This window comes from Nocardia sp. NPDC058480, from assembly GCF_042720495.1.
Classification (GTDB): domain Bacteria; phylum Actinomycetota; class Actinomycetes; order Mycobacteriales; family Mycobacteriaceae; genus Nocardia.
In genome coordinates this window covers 512,391-529,105 of record NZ_JBHXMN010000001.1, presented here as the reverse complement: position 1 = coordinate 529,105, position 16,715 = coordinate 512,391, and the positions used below count along the sequence as shown (strand labels likewise).

Below are 16,715 nucleotides of genomic sequence, written 5' to 3'. Positions count from 1 at the left end.
CATGGTCCACCGGCGAGCACAGTGCGAGGAGGGGGCTAGAGGTCGAGTTCGTCGGCGAGGTATTCGCCGCTGATGAGGTTCTCGTCGCCCTCTTCGCCGTTGATGGCATCGTCGTCGAAGAGGGCACCGTCGAGATCGTCCTCGCTGCGCACGCCCACCGCGGCTTCCTCGGCGGGGCGTTCGTCCTCTTCCATCGCCTCGTGGCGGGCGCTGCTCTCGGTACTCTCCTCGGCGGTTTCCTCGGTGATGCCGAGGAAACCGTCGGCGTCGGCTTCGTGGTTGCTGATCACGAAGTCCGCGGGTGGGTCCTCCACATAGCGCTCGTATTCGACGATGTCGTCGGCTTGACCGTCGTCGCCCATGTCCATGTCCAACGGTTCACGGCTCATAGTTCCAGTATCGGCCTCCGATGGCCTTGGCGTCACGAGCCACGCGCGGGCCGGTCGGTTGCCGTCTACGGGCGTCTGCCGCTCGTGTCCTCCGGGACGCCCTCGAGGACGGCGGCAAACCATTCGACGAGCGGCCGCAGGTCGTTCCAGGCGCGGCGGATCTCGGTGGCCGCGGCCGGGGTGGTGAGCCAGTCCGGCGCGCCGAATTCGCGGTGCACGGTCAGCGACTTGTGGCGGAGCAAGTCGATGCGTGGATGGTCGGCGGCGTAGCCTCTCGGCTTGGTTTTGAGTTTGTCGCCGCCGAGAGTGAAACCGGCTGCCGTCGTCGCGGCCAGGATCTGCTCGAGTTCGGCGCCGCGCACCTCGTCGTCGATCGTGGCCCGCAAGACCGCCAAGGCGGTGGGCGATGGCCGGAAGCAGCCGCCCGCGACGAACAGCCCCGCCGCCCCGATCTGCACATACCAACCGACGCCGGGCGACACCCCCGCCACCGCACCCTGGTGCGTCTTGTAGGGCAGTTTGTCAGCCGAGAATCGGACATCACGGTAGGGCCGGAAGATCTTGGCCTGTCCGAATTCCGCCGCTAGTTCGGCGGCGAGCGCGGTCATCGGGGCCCGCACGGATTCGTCGTAGATGTGTTTGTGCGTGTTCCAGAAGGCCTTCGAATTGTCGGCCTCGAGGTCTTCGTAGAAGTCGAGGCCGGTGAGCGGGAATCCGCTGAAAGCATCCATCGGTGCGGCACTTCTTTCGTTCTGTTCGGCGGTTCGGGCTTACCGCTACCAGTATCGCGCGCCGCGGCTCAGACGCTGCCGAGCAGCGCCACGAACACGATGACGAGCACTGCGGCCAGCGCCGCGATCGCACCGTTGACGATCGCCGCCCACTTGCCCATTTCCTCGCCCTTGGCATGCCCGACCAGCCCGAGCACGATTCCCGTCGGCGCGGTGATCAGCACCGGCAGCCCGCACAGGGCCAACCCACCGAACACCGAAGCGGCGGCACAGCAGAAACTGAAGATCGACCACAGCGGCGTGTTGTCCTGGTACCCGTATCCGGGCGGCGCCGGATACTGCACAGCGCCAGCCGGATACTGCACAGCGCCATACGGTGTCCGAACCGGCACGGGATACCCCGGTGGGGGATTGCCCGCAGCGGGATAACCAGCTCCGGGAAATCCAGGAGCGGGATACATCGGCCCTGGTGGTGGTGGCGGATACGGCGGCAAATCAACAACCGGTCCCGGATTCGCGACCCCAGCCCATGGTTGTGCGGGTGGAGGAGGCGCCACCTCGTCCGCCGGATCAGCGATCCCGTACCAAGACTGCGCGGGCATCGGCGCGGTCGAAACCGCGGGCGCGTCCTGCACCACCGGCTGCTCCGGCGCGTCCTGCACGCGCGGCGCGACCGGATCCTTACCGAGTTCGACCGGCCGCTCCGGCTCTGTCCCCATACCGCCCCCTGTCACGTCCCGCATTACAGGACCACCATGCACCAAAAACCAGCCGGCGCGCCAATGCCCGAGGACAAAGCGCACCGACTGGTCTCGCAAGAACATGGGTAACTCACCGGGCACGGGCTAACCATCCACCCCCGAAGTCTTGCCGCGTCCCCAACTCCCCCCGCACCTAAGTCTGGCCAAAAGACCCGGAGAGGCGGAACAGCTTAAGCGTTGCCGTTGAACAATCCGGTTACCGAGCCGTTCTCGAAGACCTCGCGAATGGTGCGGGCCAGCAGCGGCGCGATCGACAGCACGGTCAGCGTCGGGAACTTCTTGTCCTCGCTGATCGGCAGCGTGTTGGTGATGACGACCTCCCTGGCACCACAGTTGGCGAGGCGCTCGGCGGCCGGATCACTGAGCACACCGTGAGTGGCCGCGATGATGACGTCGCCCGCGCCCGCTTCCTTGAGCACCTTCACCGCACCGGCGATGGTGCCACCGGTGTCGATCATGTCGTCGATCAGCACGCAGGTGCGGCCTTCGACGTCACCGACGACGCGGTTGGACTTCACCTGGTTGGGCACCAGCGGGTCGCGGGTCTTGTGGATGAACGCCAGCGGCGTGCCACCGAGCGCGTCGGCCCACTTCTCGGCGACCTTCACGCGGCCCGCGTCGGGGGAGACGACCGCGAGGTTGTCCGACGGGTAGTTGGTGCGGATGTAGTCCGACAGCTGCACCAGCGCGTGCATGTGATCGACGGGGCCGTCGAAGAAGCCCTGGATCTGGTCGGTGTGTAGGTCGACGCTGATGATGCGGTCGGCACCGGCGGTCTTGAGCAGGTCGGCGACCAGGCGGGCCGAGATCGGCTCGCGGCCGCGGTGCTTCTTGTCCTGGCGCGCGTACGGGTAGAACGGCAGTACCGCGGTGATCCGCTTGGCCGAACCGCGCTTGAGCGCGTCGATCATGATGAGCTGTTCCATCAGCCACTGGTTGAGCGGCGCGGGGAAGCTCTGCAGCACGAAGGCGTCGGAACCGCGGACCGACTCCTCGAAGCGAACGAAGATCTCACCGTTGGCGAAGTCCTGCGCGGTCTGCGGGGTGATGTCGACGTCGAGTTCCTTGGCGACCTGCTCGGCCAGCTCAGGATGTGACCGGCCGGCGAAGAGCATCAAGTTCTTCTGGTTGTCGATCGAGAACGCGGTCACTGCTGGTTGCCATCCTTTTGCTCGATTGTCTTCGAAGACGTCTCGTCTGCCGCGATGGCTTCCGCCGCCGCGCGCGCCGCAGCGGTTCCTGGACGGTAGCGCTGCACCCAGTTCTCAATAGTGCGCTGTGGCCCACCCGACACAGCAAGTGCACCCGGTGGAACGCTTCTGCGCAGTACAGTACCCGCACCCGTATAGGCCCCGTCACCCACCGTTACCGGTGCGATGAACATGGTGTCGCTCCCTGTTCGCACATGGGAACCAACCACGGTGTGGTGCTTGTTCACTCCGTCATAGTTCACAAAAACACTGGAAGCGCCGATGTTGCTGTACTCGCCGATGGTCGCGTCGCCGACGTAGGTCAGGTGCGGAACCTTCGAGTGCGCGCCGATCGAGGCGTTCTTGGTCTCGACGAACGCGCCGAGCTTGCCTTCCTCGCCGACGACCGTGCCCGGCCGCAGATAACTGAACGGCCCGATGGTGGCGCCCTCGCCGATCTCGGCGCGCTCGCCGTGGGTGCGGATCACGCTCGCGCCCTCGCCGACGAACACATCGGTGAGCGTGGTGTCCGGCCCGATCTCGGCGTCCTCGCCGATGTGGGTCTCGCCGAAGAGTTGGGTGCCCGGCCGCAGCACCGCGTCACGGCCGATGCGCACGCTCGCGTCGATCCAGGTCGTCGCGGGGTCGATGATGGTGACGCCCGCGCGCATGTGGCGCTCGAGAATGTAGCGATTGAGGGTGGCGCCCGCCTGGGACAGCTGCACCCGGTCGTTCACGCCGGTGACCTTGTTCGAGTCGATCAGCCGCGCGCCGTGCACGGGGTGGCCTGCCTCGCGGGCCAGCCGCAGCACGTCGGTGAGGTAGAGCTCGTGCTGGGCGTTGGCGGTGGACAGCCGCCCGATCATGGTGCGCAGCACCGACGCGTCGAACGCGTAGACGCCGGAGTTGACCTCTTTGATCTTGGCCTGCACGGGGGTGGCGTCGGCGTGCTCCACGATCTCGGCGACCTGGCCGTCGTCGTCGCGCACGATCCGGCCGTAGCCGTTGGCGTCGTCGGGTACGAAGGTCAGGACCGTTACGGCGGGCCGATCGGCATAGCTGCGGTGCTCGTCGAGCAGCGCGGAGAGGGTGTGCCCGTCGAGCAGCGGCACATCGGCCGAGGTGACGAGAAGGTCGCCGTCGAAGTCCGCCGGGATCGAACCCAGTGCGCACTGCACCGCGTGACCGGTTCCGAGCTGCTGCTCCTGCACGGCGCACACGATCTCGCGGCCGAGTTCCTTACCCACATCCGCGACGGCGGCTCCGACCTTCTCGCGGTCGTGCCCGACAACGGTGATCAGGTGGGTCGGATCGATCTCGACGGCGGCGTGCAATGCGTGCGAGAGCATCGACCGGCCTGCTAACGGGTGCAGCACTTTCGGAGTCTTCGACCGCATTCGCGTCCCAGCACCTGCTGCGAGAACGACGACGGCGGTCTGCGGTGGCATGGATCTCCCTCGGCTGCCTGTCAGCGAGTGCTGTGGCGGGTTCGGTCGGTAGATGGTGCGGGCCGACGATACGTCACTGTGTGTCCGTGTGCTCCGCCGCCAGGACTCGAACCTGAACTATCTGAACCAAAATCAGAGGTGCTGCCATTACACTACGGCGGATCGCCACACCAGTGGGCCGTCAGGGCCCACCACTGTGCTACGGCACGGCATGATCCTCGCACAGTTCCGCCTCCCCGCAAATTTTGGCCAGACTCAGGTGCGGGGTGTGTTGGGTACGCGGCAAGCTTTGCGGGCGTGGTGGATCAGCCCGTACCCGGTGAGTTACCCATGTTCTCGGGAAATCTGTTGTTCCGGGAGGCGATGGCCGTAGGGGGCGCGTGGTCTGAGACAGTTGTGGGAGTGGTCGCCAGGCGTAGAGAGGCAGGGGAGCGTGTCTTCTAGCGAGTCGGTACGCCCATCGCGGCCGAGGATGACCGGTACGCAGCGTAGGCAGCAGTTGATCGAGATCGGTCGCGCGTTGTTCGCGGAGCGGGGGTACGACGCGACATCGATCGAGGAGATCGCCCAGCGCGCGCAGGTGTCCAAGCCGGTGGTCTACGAGCATTTCGGCGGCAAGGAAGGCCTCTACGCGGTGGTCGTCGATCGCGAGATGTCGATGTTGCTGGAGATGATCACCTCCTCGCTCACCCGCAATCGCTCGCGAGTGCGATTGGAGCAGGTCGCGCTGGCCTTGCTCACCTACATCGAGGAACGGACCGACGGCTTTCGGATCCTGGTCCGCGACCAGCCCGCGACGAACTCCGACGGTCGCTTCTCGAGCCTGCTCAACGAGGCCGTCAACCAGGTCGCGCATCTGCTCGCCGGTGATTTCGGCCGTCGTGATCTCGATCCCAGCCTCGCCCCGCTCTACGCCCAAGCCCTGGTCGGCATGGTGTCGACCGCCGCGACCTGGTGGCTCGACGAGCGCACTCCGCCCAAAGAGGTGGTCGCGGCGCACCTGGTCAACCTGTGTTGGAACGGTTTGAGTCATTTGGAAGCCGAACCGGGGCTCAGCTCCGAATGGAATACGGGGACTACACCAACCGTCGGTGGGGTAACCGGACGTTAGCGCACGCAGGGCGGACCGAATCCATGATTCGGCTGCCACTTTGCCGCCTGGTGGTACGGTTCACCCATCCTTTTGGGTGCTGCCGGGCGGTATGTCGAGCAAATTTCCCCGATGTCGGTCTACTTCAGGATGGCTGGATTATTGGATGACAGGCGGATCTGATGGCTAGGCAAGCACGCGCGGAGATCACCCGCGACTCCGTCCTTGCTGGCGCTGCCGATGTCTTTCTCCGTTTGGGCTACGCCAACGCGAGCCTCAGCGAAATCATCGCGCAGTCCAATGTGACCAAGGGCGCCTTGTACTTTCACTTCGGCTCCAAGGAGGAGCTGGCCAGGGCGGTGGTCGATCAGGGCAACGAGCGCCTGACCGGATCCTGCCAGGGCTTCTTCGATTCCCGGGTGCCCGCGCTGGAAGCGGGCATCGGGATCACCTACGTGGTGGCCGATCTGTCGATGAACGATCCGATGGTGGGGGCGATGCTCAAGCTCACCCATCAGATCGGTGACTATCGCGGTGCGCAGGGTGACAACATCGCCAAGACCTGGGGTGAGACCTACCGGCTGCTGTCGGAGCGGGCCATCGCCCAGGGCGATCTGATCGCCGATCTCGATCCCGATGTGGTGGGCGTGCTGCTGCAGGAACTGATCGCGGGCGTGCACATCGTCGCGGTCGGCACCGAGTCGATGGATCAGATGGCGGCGCGGATGGAGCGGGCCTGGTACTTCCTGCTGCCCTCGCTGGTGCCGCCGGAGAAGCTGTCGTACTTCCGGGAGTTCGCCGCGCGCAGGCTGCGCCGCTACGTCGTCTAGTTCACACGCTGCGGTCGGTGGCGAGCACCGCCCGCACATCCGCGTCGGCCCCGGTCGCCGTGATCCGGACTTCGTTGCGGCCGAACGCGTGCAGTAGCAGCTCCGACGGTGTGCCGGTGAGTACCACCTCGGTGCCGTCGCCGCGATGTGCCGTGATCGTGGCCCCCTGTGGCGTCGCGAGGACAACCGGGACCGGCGACTTGCGGTAGGCCGCGCGGGCGACGGTGCGCAGCGTGGACCACAGGCGATCTTCGTCGCGCGCCGCCAGTTGCCTTGGCTCCCAGCCCGGTTCGGACCTGCGAACGTCTTCGTGGTGGACGAACATCTCGCTGAGATTGGCCACCGCGTCGACCGGGCGCAGCGGCGACCACCACGGCGGGCCGGTGCGGACCAGCTCGAGCAGCTCGGCGAACGGCCGCTGCGCGATCTGCGCCTGCTTCGCGTCGAGGTACCCGGCCATCGGGCGGAAGACGATGCCGATCGAAGCGTCGGGCCTGCGTTCCCGGACCACCAGGTGGGCCGCGAGGTCGTGCACCGTCCAGGTGCCGCACAGGGTAGGCGCGGCAGGGCCCGCCTCGGTCATCGCTGCCACGAGGGCGTGGCGTTCACGTCGAGCCAGACTCACGCCTCGACCCTACGCGGGTGTGAGCGTCCACCGGGCTGCACGGGGCCTGTCGGACCCGATGACTAGACTTCGAGACGGCCACCTCGCCCATCCACACTGCGCATTCAGGAGCGAACAATGTCCTCCCTTCGTCCTCCGCTCGCCGGTCTGGCCGAGGCGGTCGCGGGTGACGCCGCGCTGCGAACGGTCACCGACCTGGTCGGCAAATCCGGGGTGGAATTGGTCGCACCATCGGCCGTGCGGCCGTTCGTCGCCGCGACGATCGCCGCCCAGCGCCCGCTGGTGGTGGTGACCGCGACCGGTCGGGAAGCCGACGATCTGACCGTGGAACTCACCGAGATGCTCGGCCCGTCGGTAGCCATGTTCCCGTCCTGGGAGACCCTGCCGCACGAACGACTCTCGCCCGGTCCCGACACGGTGGGCCGCAGGCTCGAGGTGCTGCGCAGGCTGGCCCATCCCGAAGACCCGGTCTACCCCGAACCGCTGCGGGTCGTGGTCACCACGGTGCGTTCGCTGATGCAGCCGATGACCGCCGGGCTCGGCGATATCGAGCCGGTGGTGTTGCGTGTCGGCGGCGAATACGACTTCGACGAATTGCTCGCTCGCCTGGTCGAATTCGCGTATACCCGCGTCGACATGGTCGGCAAGCGCGGCGAGTTCGCGGTGCGTGGCGGCATCCTCGATCTGTTCGCGCCGACCGCGGATCATCCGGTGCGCGTGGAGTTCTGGGGCGACGAGGTCACCGAGCTCCGCCCGTTCTCGGTCGCCGATCAGCGCTCGATCGGCGAGAGTGCCGTCGAACTGGTGGTCGCGCCGCCGTGTCGTGAATTGCTGCTCACCACGCCGGTGCGCGAGCGGGCCGCCGCGGTCGCCGCCGACAACGCGGCCGACGCCTCCCTGGTCGAGATGCTGGACAAGATCGCCGAGGGCATTCCCGTCGACGGCATGGAGGCCCTGCTGCCGGTGCTGGCGCCGGGCAAGCTCAGCCTGCTCACCGAGGCACTGCCCGCCGGCACTCAATTGCTGCTGTGCGACCCGGAGAAGATCCGCACCCGCGCAGCCGATCTCGTGCGCACCGGCGAGGAGTTCCTCGAAGCGTCATGGACCGCCGCCTCTTTCGGTAGCGACGCACCGCTCGGTGCCAACGGCCTCGACCTGGCTGCCTCCGGTTACCGGGGCCTGCCCGAATTGCACACCAGCGCAGACGAACTCGGCCTGCCGTGGTGGACACTGAGCCCGCTCAGCTCCGGCGATCCGATCGAGGTGAACCTGCCGGTCGCCGCCGGGCCGACCGCGCGCGGGTCCGAGGAACTGGTCGCCACCATCTTCGCGTCGCTGCGCGCGCACGTCGCCACCGGTGGCCGCGCGGTCGTGGTGGTCACCGGCCACGGCACCGCGCAACGCGTGCTGGAACGGCTCGGTGAGGCCGAGGTGCCCGCCGCGCTGCTGCCCGCCGGTGCGGTCCCGGAGCCGGGAGTGGTCGGCGTGCTGTGTGGTTCGCTGCACGACGGCTTGATCTTCGACGACGCCGGTCTGGTGGTCGTCGCCGAATCCGACCTCACCGGCAACCGGGTCACCGCGCCCACCGAGGGCAAGCGGCTGCCCGCCAAGCGCCGCAACCAAGTCGACCCGCTCGCGCTCACCTCGGGCGATATGGTGGTGCACGACCAGCACGGCATCGGCCGGTTCGTCGAGATGATCGAGCGCACCATCGGCGGCGCGCGGCGCGAGTACCTGGTCATCGAGTACGCGCCGAGCAAGCGCGGCCAGCCCGGCGACCGGCTGTTCGTGCCCATGGAATCGCTGGATCAGCTCTCCCGCTACGTCGGTGGCGAACTGCCGAGCCTGTCCAAGCTCGGCGGCTCCGACTGGTCCAACACGAAACGCAAGGCGCGCAAGGCCGTTCGCGAGATCGCGGGCGAACTGGTGCAGCTCTACGCCGCCCGCCAGGCCGCGCCCGGACACGCCTTCGCCCCGGATACGCCGTGGCAGCAGGAGATGGAAGACGCGTTCGCGTTCACCGAGACCGTCGACCAGATGACCGCCATCACCGACGTGAAGTCGGACATGGAGAAGGCGGTGCCGATGGACCGCGTGGTCTGCGGCGACGTCGGCTACGGCAAGACCGAGATCGCCGTGCGCGCCGCGTTCAAGGCGGTGCAGGACGGCAAGCAGGTCGCCGTGCTCGTGCCGACCACGCTGCTCGCCCAGCAGCATCTGCAGACCTTCACCGAACGCGTCGCGGGTTTCCCGGTGACGGTGCGTGGGCTGTCGCGATTCACCGACGCGGGCGATTCCAAGGAGATCATGGCCGGGCTGGCCGACGGCTCGGTCGACATCGTGGTCGGCACCCACCGGCTGCTGCAGACCGGTGTGCGCTGGAAGGACCTCGGCCTGGTGGTGGTCGACGAGGAACAGCGCTTCGGTGTGGAGCACAAGGAACACATCAAGGCGCTGCGCACCCACGTCGACGTGCTCACCATGTCGGCCACCCCGATTCCGCGCACCCTGGAGATGAGCCTGGCGGGCATCCGCGAGATGTCGACCATCCTCACCCCGCCCGAGGAACGGCACCCGGTGCTCACCTATGTGGGCGCATACAACGACAAGCAGGTCACCGCCGCCATCCGCCGCGAGCTGATGCGCGACGGTCAGGTCTTCTACGTGCACAACCGGGTGTCCTCGATCGACAAGGCCGCCAAGAAGATTCGCGATCTGGTGCCCGAGGCACGGGTGGTCGTGGCGCACGGCCAGATGAACGAGGATCAGCTAGAGAAGACCGTGCAGGGATTCTGGGAGCGCGAGTTCGACGTGCTCGTCTGCACCACGATCATCGAGACCGGCCTCGACATCTCCAACGCGAACACGCTGCTCGTGGAACGTGCCGACTCGCTCGGCCTCTCACAGTTGCACCAGTTGCGTGGTCGCGTCGGTCGTTCCCGTGAGCGCGGCTACGCGTACTTCCTGTATCCGCCCGAGAAGCCGCTCACCGAAACCGCCTACGACCGCCTGGCCACCATCGCGCAGAACTCCGATCTCGGTGCCGGTATGGCCGTGGCGATGAAGGACCTCGAGATCCGTGGCGCGGGCAACGTGCTCGGCGCCGAACAGTCCGGTCACGTCGCAGGCGTCGGCTTCGATCTGTATGTGCGACTGGTCGGTGAGGCGGTGGAGGCCTACCGTGCGGCCGCCGACGGCAAGCCGATCGTCACCGAGGAGAACAAGGAGGTGCGCATCGACCTGCCCGTCGACGCGCACATCCCGCCCGACTACATCGCCAGCGACAGGCTGCGGCTCGAGGCCTACCGCAAACTCGCCTCCGCCCAGGACGATACGGCCCTGGCGGCGGTCATCGAAGAGCTCGTCGACCGCTACGGCCCGCTGCCGGTGGAGGTCGGGCGACTGGTGGCGGTGGCCAAGCTGCGCCTGCTCGCGCGCGAGTACGACGTGTCCGAGATCGTGGTCACCGGTTCCTCGCTCAAGATCGCGCCGCTGAATCTCCCCGACTCCAAACAGCTTCGGCTCAAGCGGATCTACCCCTCGGCCAACTATCGCCCGGCGAGCGGTCTGATCACCCTGCCGCTGCCGCGGATCACCGACAGCGTCGGCGCCGACCGCGTGCGCGACGTGGCAGTGCTGCAGTTCGTCGCCGATCTGCTGCTGGTGCTCGACGGCAAACCCCAAGGAATGGTGGATCTTTCGGTTCCGACGGAAGCCGCGGCGTCGCGATGAGCCAGGAGATCTCCCAGGAGCGAGCCGACACCGCGGTCGTGGCCGCGGGACTGTCCGGCGCCGTCGACGTGATGGACCGCCTCTGGCATTTCGGCGGTTGGGAACGCACCCAGACCCACGACTCGCTGCGCCCCTACCTCCTCGAGGAGACCTACGAACTCCTCGACGCCATCCAGGCAGGCGACGCCGAAACCATCAAGGAAGAACTGGGCGATCTGCTCCTGCAGGTCCTCTTCCACTCCCGAATCGCCGAACACGCAGGCGAATTCACCGTCGAGGACGTCGCGGCGACCCTGGTCGACAAGCTCGTCCACCGCAGCCCCTACCTCACCGACGCCGATTTCTCCTCGGGGACCTCGGTGGTCGACAAGATCGCGGCGCAGGAAAAGGCTTGGGAGGAGCGCAAATCCGCGGAGAAGTCGCGCCGCTCCTGCCTCGACGGCATAGCGATGGCCCAACCCGCCCTCGCCCTCGCCGAGAAGATCCGCACCCGCAGCGCCAACGCGGGCTTGCCCGCCGACCTCGTTCCGGACACCCTGCGCGTGGTCGAGCTCGGCGGCCCCGACTCGGCCGAGGAACGCCTCCGCAAGGCGTCCATCGACTTCGCCACCGCGATCCGGGCCGCCGAGGATGCCGCCGAAGCCGAACGAGGCACCCGGTCACCGCTCACCGCACACGACTGGCGCACCTTCTGGCCGCGCTGAGCATCACCGGCCGTCGGCGACTCACGCCACCAGTTACCTATGAGCTAACGAAATTTCGCGGGTTCGGTGCCCGGCGTCGGCATCTGAGACGTTGCTGAGATCTTGCGGACAATCGTGGCCGCGCCAGCGAGCAAGGGCCGCACCGCTTTAGAATCGAAACAGCTCGCCGTCCGCGGCGGGGCAGGGGTCCGGCGATCGTCGAGGTGAGGCTGATGGGTACAGAGGTAGATCCGGCAGGGCAGGACGTGATGACCGACCATCCTGAGCTCGATGTGTTGCCGGTGTGGCCGCAGGAGACCATCGCGGTGCTCGTGACCACCGATCCGTCGCCGCACGCGATCCCCGTCTCATGGCCGGTGCGCGCGGGTGACCGGCGGATTCTCCTCAGTTTGAAGTCCGATCGTGGGTCGCTGGCGCGGTTGCGGGAGCAGCCGGAGGTGGCGTTGCTGATTCTGGGCGGCGGCAATGTGGCGTTGTGTGCGCGAGGACGGGCGAAGGTCATCGCCGAGCAGATGCCGTCGGCGCAGGACTACACCGCGGTGCAGCTGGACGTGGACGTGATCGACGACCATCGGCAGTCCGCGTTCGCCGTCGACCGTGGCATCCAGCGCACCGTGCTCGACGACACCGAATTGCGGGCGCTGGAGGGTCGGGTCGAGACCCTGCGAGCCTGGGCCGACACCGAGTTCGCAACGTAAGTTCCTCTACGGCACAACATCTGGACAGAAGGGTTCTCATGAGCGTCACACTCGCCAAGGGCGGCAATGTCTCGCTGTCGAAGCAGACCGACAACCTCACCAAGGTGGCGGTCGGTCTCGGCTGGGACGTGCGCACCACCACCGGTGCCGACCACGACCTGGACGCCAGCGCGCTGGCCACCGGCACGAACTTGAAGGTGCTCTCGGATCTGCACTTCATCTTCTACAACAACCTGCGCTCGCCGGAAGGCACCATCGAGCACACCGGTGACAACCTGACCGGCGAGGGTGACGGCGACGACGAGGTCATCAACGTCGACCTGGCCGCCACCCCGCCGACGATCACCAACATCTTCTTCCCCGTCTCGATCCACGACGCGCAGGCCCGAGGCCAGTCGTTCGGCCAGATCCGCAACGCCTACATCCGTGTCACCGACGCGAACACCGGCGTGGAGCTGGCGCGCTACGACCTGTCCGAGGACGCGTCCACCGAGACCGCGATGGTCTTCGGCGAGCTCTACCGCCACAACAACGAGTGGAAGTTTCGCGCTGTCGGCCAGGGTTACGCCTCGGGCCTGGCGGGCATCGCCCGCGACTACGGCGTGAATCTCTGACGAACCACGACATGAAGGCGGGCGACTACGTGTCGCCCGCCTTTTTTGTGCTCGCTGTCATCGTGATTGGGTGACCGGCACCCGTCGTGGCGGGACCACGCTGGCCTGATCGAGCAGCGCGAAGTACTTGCGCAGCATCAGTACGGCGGTGGTGGCCAAGCCGGCCGTCAAGCCCCACCAGACCCCGGCGGCGCCCAGGTGCAGCGGGAAGGCGAGCAGGAGCGCTGAGGGCAGCCCCACACCCCAGTAGCCGACCAGTGACAGCCGGAAACCCGCGGAGGTTTCCTTCAGGCCACGCAGCAGCCCGGTGCCGATGTTCTGGGCGGCGTCGAAGAACTGCAGCACGATGCCGATGAGCAGCAGGGTGTGCGCGATAGCGATCGTGCCGGTGTCGGTGGCATCGAGGAACGGCGCCAGAATGATGTCAGGGGCGAACACGTAGACGACGCCGGTGACGATCGCGATCACCGCGGCCATCCGCAGCGCCAGCCAGGCCACTGCCCGCGCATGGCTGAACTCGTCGCGGGCCACCGCATGACTGACCAGGATCGACGCTCCGTGGGACAGCCCGATCGCCATCTGGAACACGATGTAGATGATCTGGTAGACGACACTGTGCGCGGCCAGCGCGGCGGGCCCGAAACTGCCCATCACCAGCGCGAGCACCGAGAACATGCCCGCTTCCGAACCGTAGGTCAACGCGATCGGCGTGCCGAGGCGCAGTTCCTCGCGCACGGTCGCCCAGCGCACCGGCCACGGCGTCGCAGGCAGCGTGCGACCGAGTTGCTCGTCGTGGCGCACCATCGCCCAGAACACCCCGAAGGTGATTCCGAAGACCAGCGAGGTCGCGATGCCGACACCCGTCAGACCCATCGCCGGAATGCCTGCCCAGCCGTGGATGAAGGCCAGCGCGAGCACCAGGTTCAAGGCCACCGAACCGAGCGTGACCAGCAGCAACGCCTGCGGACGCTGCATGCCGACGGTGTACTGCCGCAACACCTGGAACCACAGACACGGCAGCAGTCCGGGCGCGAGCGCGATCATCATCGGCCGCGCCAGCTCGAGCACCGCCGCGTCCTGACCGAGCCACGGCAACACCCAGCCGAGCCCGATCAACAGCGCCCCGCCGAGCAGTCCGGCGATCGTCGCGATGACGAACGCGGCCCGCACCACCGCACGCACTTCGTCGTCGGCCGAATCACCACGCTTGCCTGCCGCGCCGAGCGCACCCGCGATCTGGTTCCCGGTGCCGGTGATCAGCCCGACGCACATGGTGCGGATCTGGTTGAACAGCACCAGCGCCAGCCCACCGGCGGCCACCTCGCGCACACCGAGCGTGCCCATCAATGCGAGGTTGGTCGTCGAGACCGCGATCTGCGCCAGCTGGGTGAGCGCGATCGGCGTCGCCAGCCTGGCCAGCGCCCTGCTATCGGTCGCCGTGCCGTTCACCCACCCGCTCCGGGGTTCGTCTCGCGCGCGATCGCGCTCACCTGACCTCCATCAATTCGTCCTGGCGCCGCAGCGGTGAATAGCGGCGCAGCAGCGTGGTCACTTCCGCTTCGGCGGCGGGATCGAGCAGCTCTCGGGCGCTCATCCAGTCGTCGTCGAACACGGTATCGAGATATTTCTCGCCACCGTCACACACGATCGTTACCACGGTGGACCCGGCCGGAAACTCCTCCAGTCGTGCCAGGGCATTGTGCACCGAGCCGCCCGCCGAGCCGCCGATCAACAGCCCGTGTGTCCTGGCGACGGCGCGGGTGGTCGCGAAGGCGTCGACATCGCTCACCTTCACGCCCTCGTCGAGCAGCGCGTAGTCGACGGCGGTGCCGATGGTCGCGCCGGGCGGGGTGCCGGTGCCCGACTGCCAATACGGTCCGCCCTCGCCGCCGAAGGCGATGGATCCGACCGGCTCGATCCCGATCACCCGGGCGGGCAGACCGAGGTCGCGCAGGCGGGTGGCGGTGCCGAACAGCGAGCCGCCGGTGCCGACCGCCGAGAGCAGGATGTCGACCCGCTCGACGTCGGCCAGCAATTCCTCGGCGACGGCGTAGTAGCCGAGGGCGTTGGCGTCGTTGTTGTGCTGTTCGGTGAAGTACGCGTCGTCGCGGGCGGCCGCCATCGCCTCGGCGAGGTCTTCCCGTGCCGAGGTGGCCAGCTCGTCGTCACCGTCGTCGGCGACGAACACCAGGTCGGTGCCCATGGCTCGCATCGCGCGCAATTTGTCCTGACAGGCGTGGTTGTCGACCACGGCGGTGAATCGATAGCCACGTTCGGCCGCGACCACCGCCAGGCCGAGCCCGGTGTTACCGGACGTCGACTCGATGATATGCCCGCCATCGCGCAGCAAACCCCGCTGCTCCGCGTCGAGCACCATCGAACGGGCCATTCTGATCTTGGCGGCGCCGGTCGGGTTGAACTGTTCGAGCTTGAGCAACAGCCGGGTGCCGGTGTCGGTGACGGCGAGTTCGAACAGGGGGGTGCGGCCGATCAGGTCCGTCACGCGTGTGACGAGAGCCATGGGGTGTTCCTCCATCGGATTGGGAGCTCGGTGGATCAGCGGGCTGTGCTGTCCAGACTCCAGCGCGGTCGGTCGGCGCCTGCGCGCAGCACCACCTTGGGCGGGAGCGGGAGTTCGTGGAAGGGGGATTCGTTGGAATCCATCTGATAACCGGCGGTGTTCGGGTAGACGAGCAGGTCGCCGATTCGTGCGCGGCGGGGGAGCGGGATACGCCGTCTGCTCAGCAGGTCGGACTCCAGACAGGTGGTGGCGCCGACGCAGGTTGGGGTGAGTTGGCCGGGGCTTTCCGGCCACAGCACGGGATCGGGGAGGTATTCGCTGTCGAACCACTGTTCGGACAGGCTGAGGCTGGTGCCGTCGACGGTGAGGATGTCGTACGGGTTGCCCTGTGCGGTTCGGGTTTTCACGCCTTGTACCCGGAAGACGGAGCTGCCGGCCTGGTCGAGTAAGGCCCGTCCGGGCTCGACGGCGAGGCGTATTCCGTTGTCGCGCAACAGTCCGGCGAGGTCGTTGTGGGCAAGGATCGCCTTGAGCATGGCCGCACCGGGAACCGGGAAGTGGTAGGGGTAGTAGTCGCCGGGTGGACTCGTGTGGAACCAGTTGTCGCTGAGGGTGTTCCGGAACTCGGCCCACGCCGCCGCATCGAGATAGTCGACGCCGAAGCCGCCGCCGATCGAGATCGTGTCCGCGGGATGCCCGTTCGCCCGTGCGCGCCTGCAGTGCCCAACCAGCGCGCCCGCTTGCTCGGAGCGGGCGACGGCGTCATAACCCGACAGGTGGAAACTGAAGCCCGACAGCGTGATCGGTGCTCGGATGGCCTGGATCGCCTGCTCGAGTTCCATGCGATCGAGCCCGAACCGACTGGTCGAGGCTTCGGGCAGTACCCGAAGCAGCACTCGCACCGGCATATCCAGCGCGGTGAGCCGGTCGAGTTCGTCGAGCGCGTCGATGGCGATGAGCGCTCGATGCCGAGCGGCCAACCACAGCAGCTCATCGGACTTCGCGGGCCCGGTGACCATCAGATCCTCGCCACGCACCCCTTGCCCCAGCGCCGCGATCAGCTCGCCGGTGCTGGCGACATCGATTCCCGCTTCGTTGTCCGCGCACGCACGAGCCACGCAGGCCGCCTTGTTCGCCTTCTTCCCGAAGTAGACGAACCCGTCGACACCCGCTTCGGTGAATACCGACTGAAATGCCTTGATATTCACCGAAACCCGCTCGGGAAACAGCACATGAAACGGCCCACCGACCGCATCGGCGATATCCCCGAGCAGGCGCGGATCGGCGAGTAACCGCTGTTCTACCGCATCGGTGTAGGCGGGCATCGGCGGTGCGCAGTGACCCGGCCCAGCGGCGGTTGCCGTCGGCGATGACCCGGATTC

The 16,715-nt window shown here is 67.2% G+C and carries 15 protein-coding genes and 1 tRNA gene; 6 read left to right on the top strand and 10 right to left on the bottom strand.

The window, feature by feature from the left end; translation table 11 throughout:
* Positions 1 to 35: 35 nt before the first annotated feature.
* The 6 genes from ACFWO8_RS02520 to ACFWO8_RS02495 all read right to left on the bottom strand — a co-directional run bounded on the left by ACFWO8_RS02520 (position 36) and on the right by ACFWO8_RS02495 (position 4,681).
* Positions 36 to 389 (bottom strand): hypothetical protein, encoded by a 354-nt coding sequence (locus tag ACFWO8_RS02520; protein ID WP_378940726.1) that lies wholly within the window; start codon positions 387 to 389, stop codon positions 36 to 38.
* 65 nt (positions 390 to 454) lie between these two features.
* Complete coding sequence (locus ACFWO8_RS02515) at positions 455 to 1,120, bottom strand: DUF2461 domain-containing protein (protein ID WP_378940725.1); 666 nt, start codon at positions 1,118 to 1,120, stop codon at positions 455 to 457.
* Between the two features lie 68 nt (positions 1,121 to 1,188).
* Complete coding sequence (locus ACFWO8_RS02510; RefSeq protein WP_378940724.1) at positions 1,189 to 1,839, bottom strand: hypothetical protein; 651 nt, start codon at positions 1,837 to 1,839, stop codon at positions 1,189 to 1,191.
* Between the two features lie 212 nt (positions 1,840 to 2,051).
* Complete coding sequence (locus tag ACFWO8_RS02505; protein WP_378940723.1) at positions 2,052 to 3,032, bottom strand: ribose-phosphate diphosphokinase; 981 nt, start codon at positions 3,030 to 3,032, stop codon at positions 2,052 to 2,054.
* Entirely contained in the window at positions 3,029 to 4,519 is a 1,491-nt protein-coding gene (gene glmU / locus ACFWO8_RS02500; RefSeq protein ID WP_378940722.1) for a bifunctional UDP-N-acetylglucosamine diphosphorylase/glucosamine-1-phosphate N-acetyltransferase GlmU, read from the bottom strand. The genes ACFWO8_RS02505 and glmU overlap by 4 nt, the downstream gene beginning before the upstream one ends.
* A 91-nt stretch (positions 4,520 to 4,610) precedes the next feature.
* Positions 4,611 to 4,681 (bottom strand) — tRNA-Gln (locus ACFWO8_RS02495).
* A 310-nt stretch (positions 4,682 to 4,991) separates the two neighbouring features.
* On the opposite strand from ACFWO8_RS02495, the gene ACFWO8_RS02490 reads away from it, so the two are divergent.
* Positions 4,992 to 5,630 (top strand): TetR/AcrR family transcriptional regulator, encoded by a 639-nt coding sequence (locus ACFWO8_RS02490; protein ID WP_378940721.1) that lies wholly within the window; start codon positions 4,992 to 4,994, stop codon positions 5,628 to 5,630.
* Between the two features lie 161 nt (positions 5,631 to 5,791).
* A complete protein-coding gene (locus ACFWO8_RS02485; protein WP_378940720.1) occupies positions 5,792 to 6,439 on the top strand; it encodes a TetR family transcriptional regulator in 648 nt (215 codons plus the stop codon).
* A 1-nt stretch (position 6,440) separates the two neighbouring features.
* On the opposite strand, the gene ACFWO8_RS02480 is transcribed toward ACFWO8_RS02485, so the two are convergent.
* Positions 6,441 to 7,064, bottom strand: a complete 624-nt coding sequence (locus ACFWO8_RS02480) for a TIGR03085 family metal-binding protein (protein WP_378940719.1) — start codon at positions 7,062 to 7,064, stop codon at positions 6,441 to 6,443.
* 117 nt (positions 7,065 to 7,181) lie between these two features.
* On the opposite strand from ACFWO8_RS02480, the gene mfd reads away from it, so the two are divergent.
* From mfd to ACFWO8_RS02460, 4 genes are all read left to right on the top strand, one after another.
* Positions 7,182 to 10,796 (top strand): transcription-repair coupling factor, encoded by a 3,615-nt coding sequence (mfd, locus tag ACFWO8_RS02475; protein WP_378940718.1) that lies wholly within the window; start codon positions 7,182 to 7,184, stop codon positions 10,794 to 10,796.
* A complete protein-coding gene (locus ACFWO8_RS02470; protein WP_378940717.1) occupies positions 10,793 to 11,500 on the top strand; it encodes a MazG family protein in 708 nt (235 codons plus the stop codon). Before mfd ends, ACFWO8_RS02470 begins: the two co-directional genes overlap by 4 nt.
* 212 nt (positions 11,501 to 11,712) lie before the next feature.
* On the top strand, positions 11,713 to 12,198 hold the full coding sequence (locus ACFWO8_RS02465) for a hypothetical protein (protein WP_378940716.1): 486 nt from the start codon (positions 11,713 to 11,715) through the stop codon (positions 12,196 to 12,198).
* A 38-nt stretch (positions 12,199 to 12,236) separates the two neighbouring features.
* Positions 12,237 to 12,812 carry a TerD family protein gene (locus ACFWO8_RS02460; protein WP_378940715.1) on the top strand — a complete coding sequence of 192 codons (576 nt, stop codon included), beginning with the start codon at positions 12,237 to 12,239 and terminating at the stop codon, positions 12,810 to 12,812.
* Between the two features lie 57 nt (positions 12,813 to 12,869).
* On the opposite strand, the gene ACFWO8_RS02455 is transcribed toward ACFWO8_RS02460, so the two are convergent.
* The 3 genes from ACFWO8_RS02455 to ACFWO8_RS02445 are packed head-to-tail and all read right to left on the bottom strand — an operon-like array spanning position 12,870 to position 16,658.
* Positions 12,870 to 14,261, bottom strand: coding sequence for an MATE family efflux transporter (locus tag ACFWO8_RS02455; RefSeq protein WP_378940714.1), 1,392 nt, complete (start codon positions 14,259 to 14,261; stop codon positions 12,870 to 12,872).
* Positions 14,262 to 14,298: 37 nt separating this feature from the next.
* Positions 14,299 to 15,333 carry a PLP-dependent cysteine synthase family protein gene (locus ACFWO8_RS02450; protein ID WP_378940713.1) on the bottom strand — a complete coding sequence of 345 codons (1,035 nt, stop codon included), beginning with the start codon at positions 15,331 to 15,333 and terminating at the stop codon, positions 14,299 to 14,301.
* Positions 15,334 to 15,368: 35 nt separating this feature from the next.
* The gene (locus ACFWO8_RS02445) at positions 15,369 to 16,658 is read right to left on the bottom strand and encodes a Y4yA family PLP-dependent enzyme (protein ID WP_378943077.1); all 1,290 of its coding nucleotides are present in this window, start codon (positions 16,656 to 16,658) and stop codon (positions 15,369 to 15,371) included.
* Between the last annotated feature and the right edge of the window lie 57 nt (positions 16,659 to 16,715).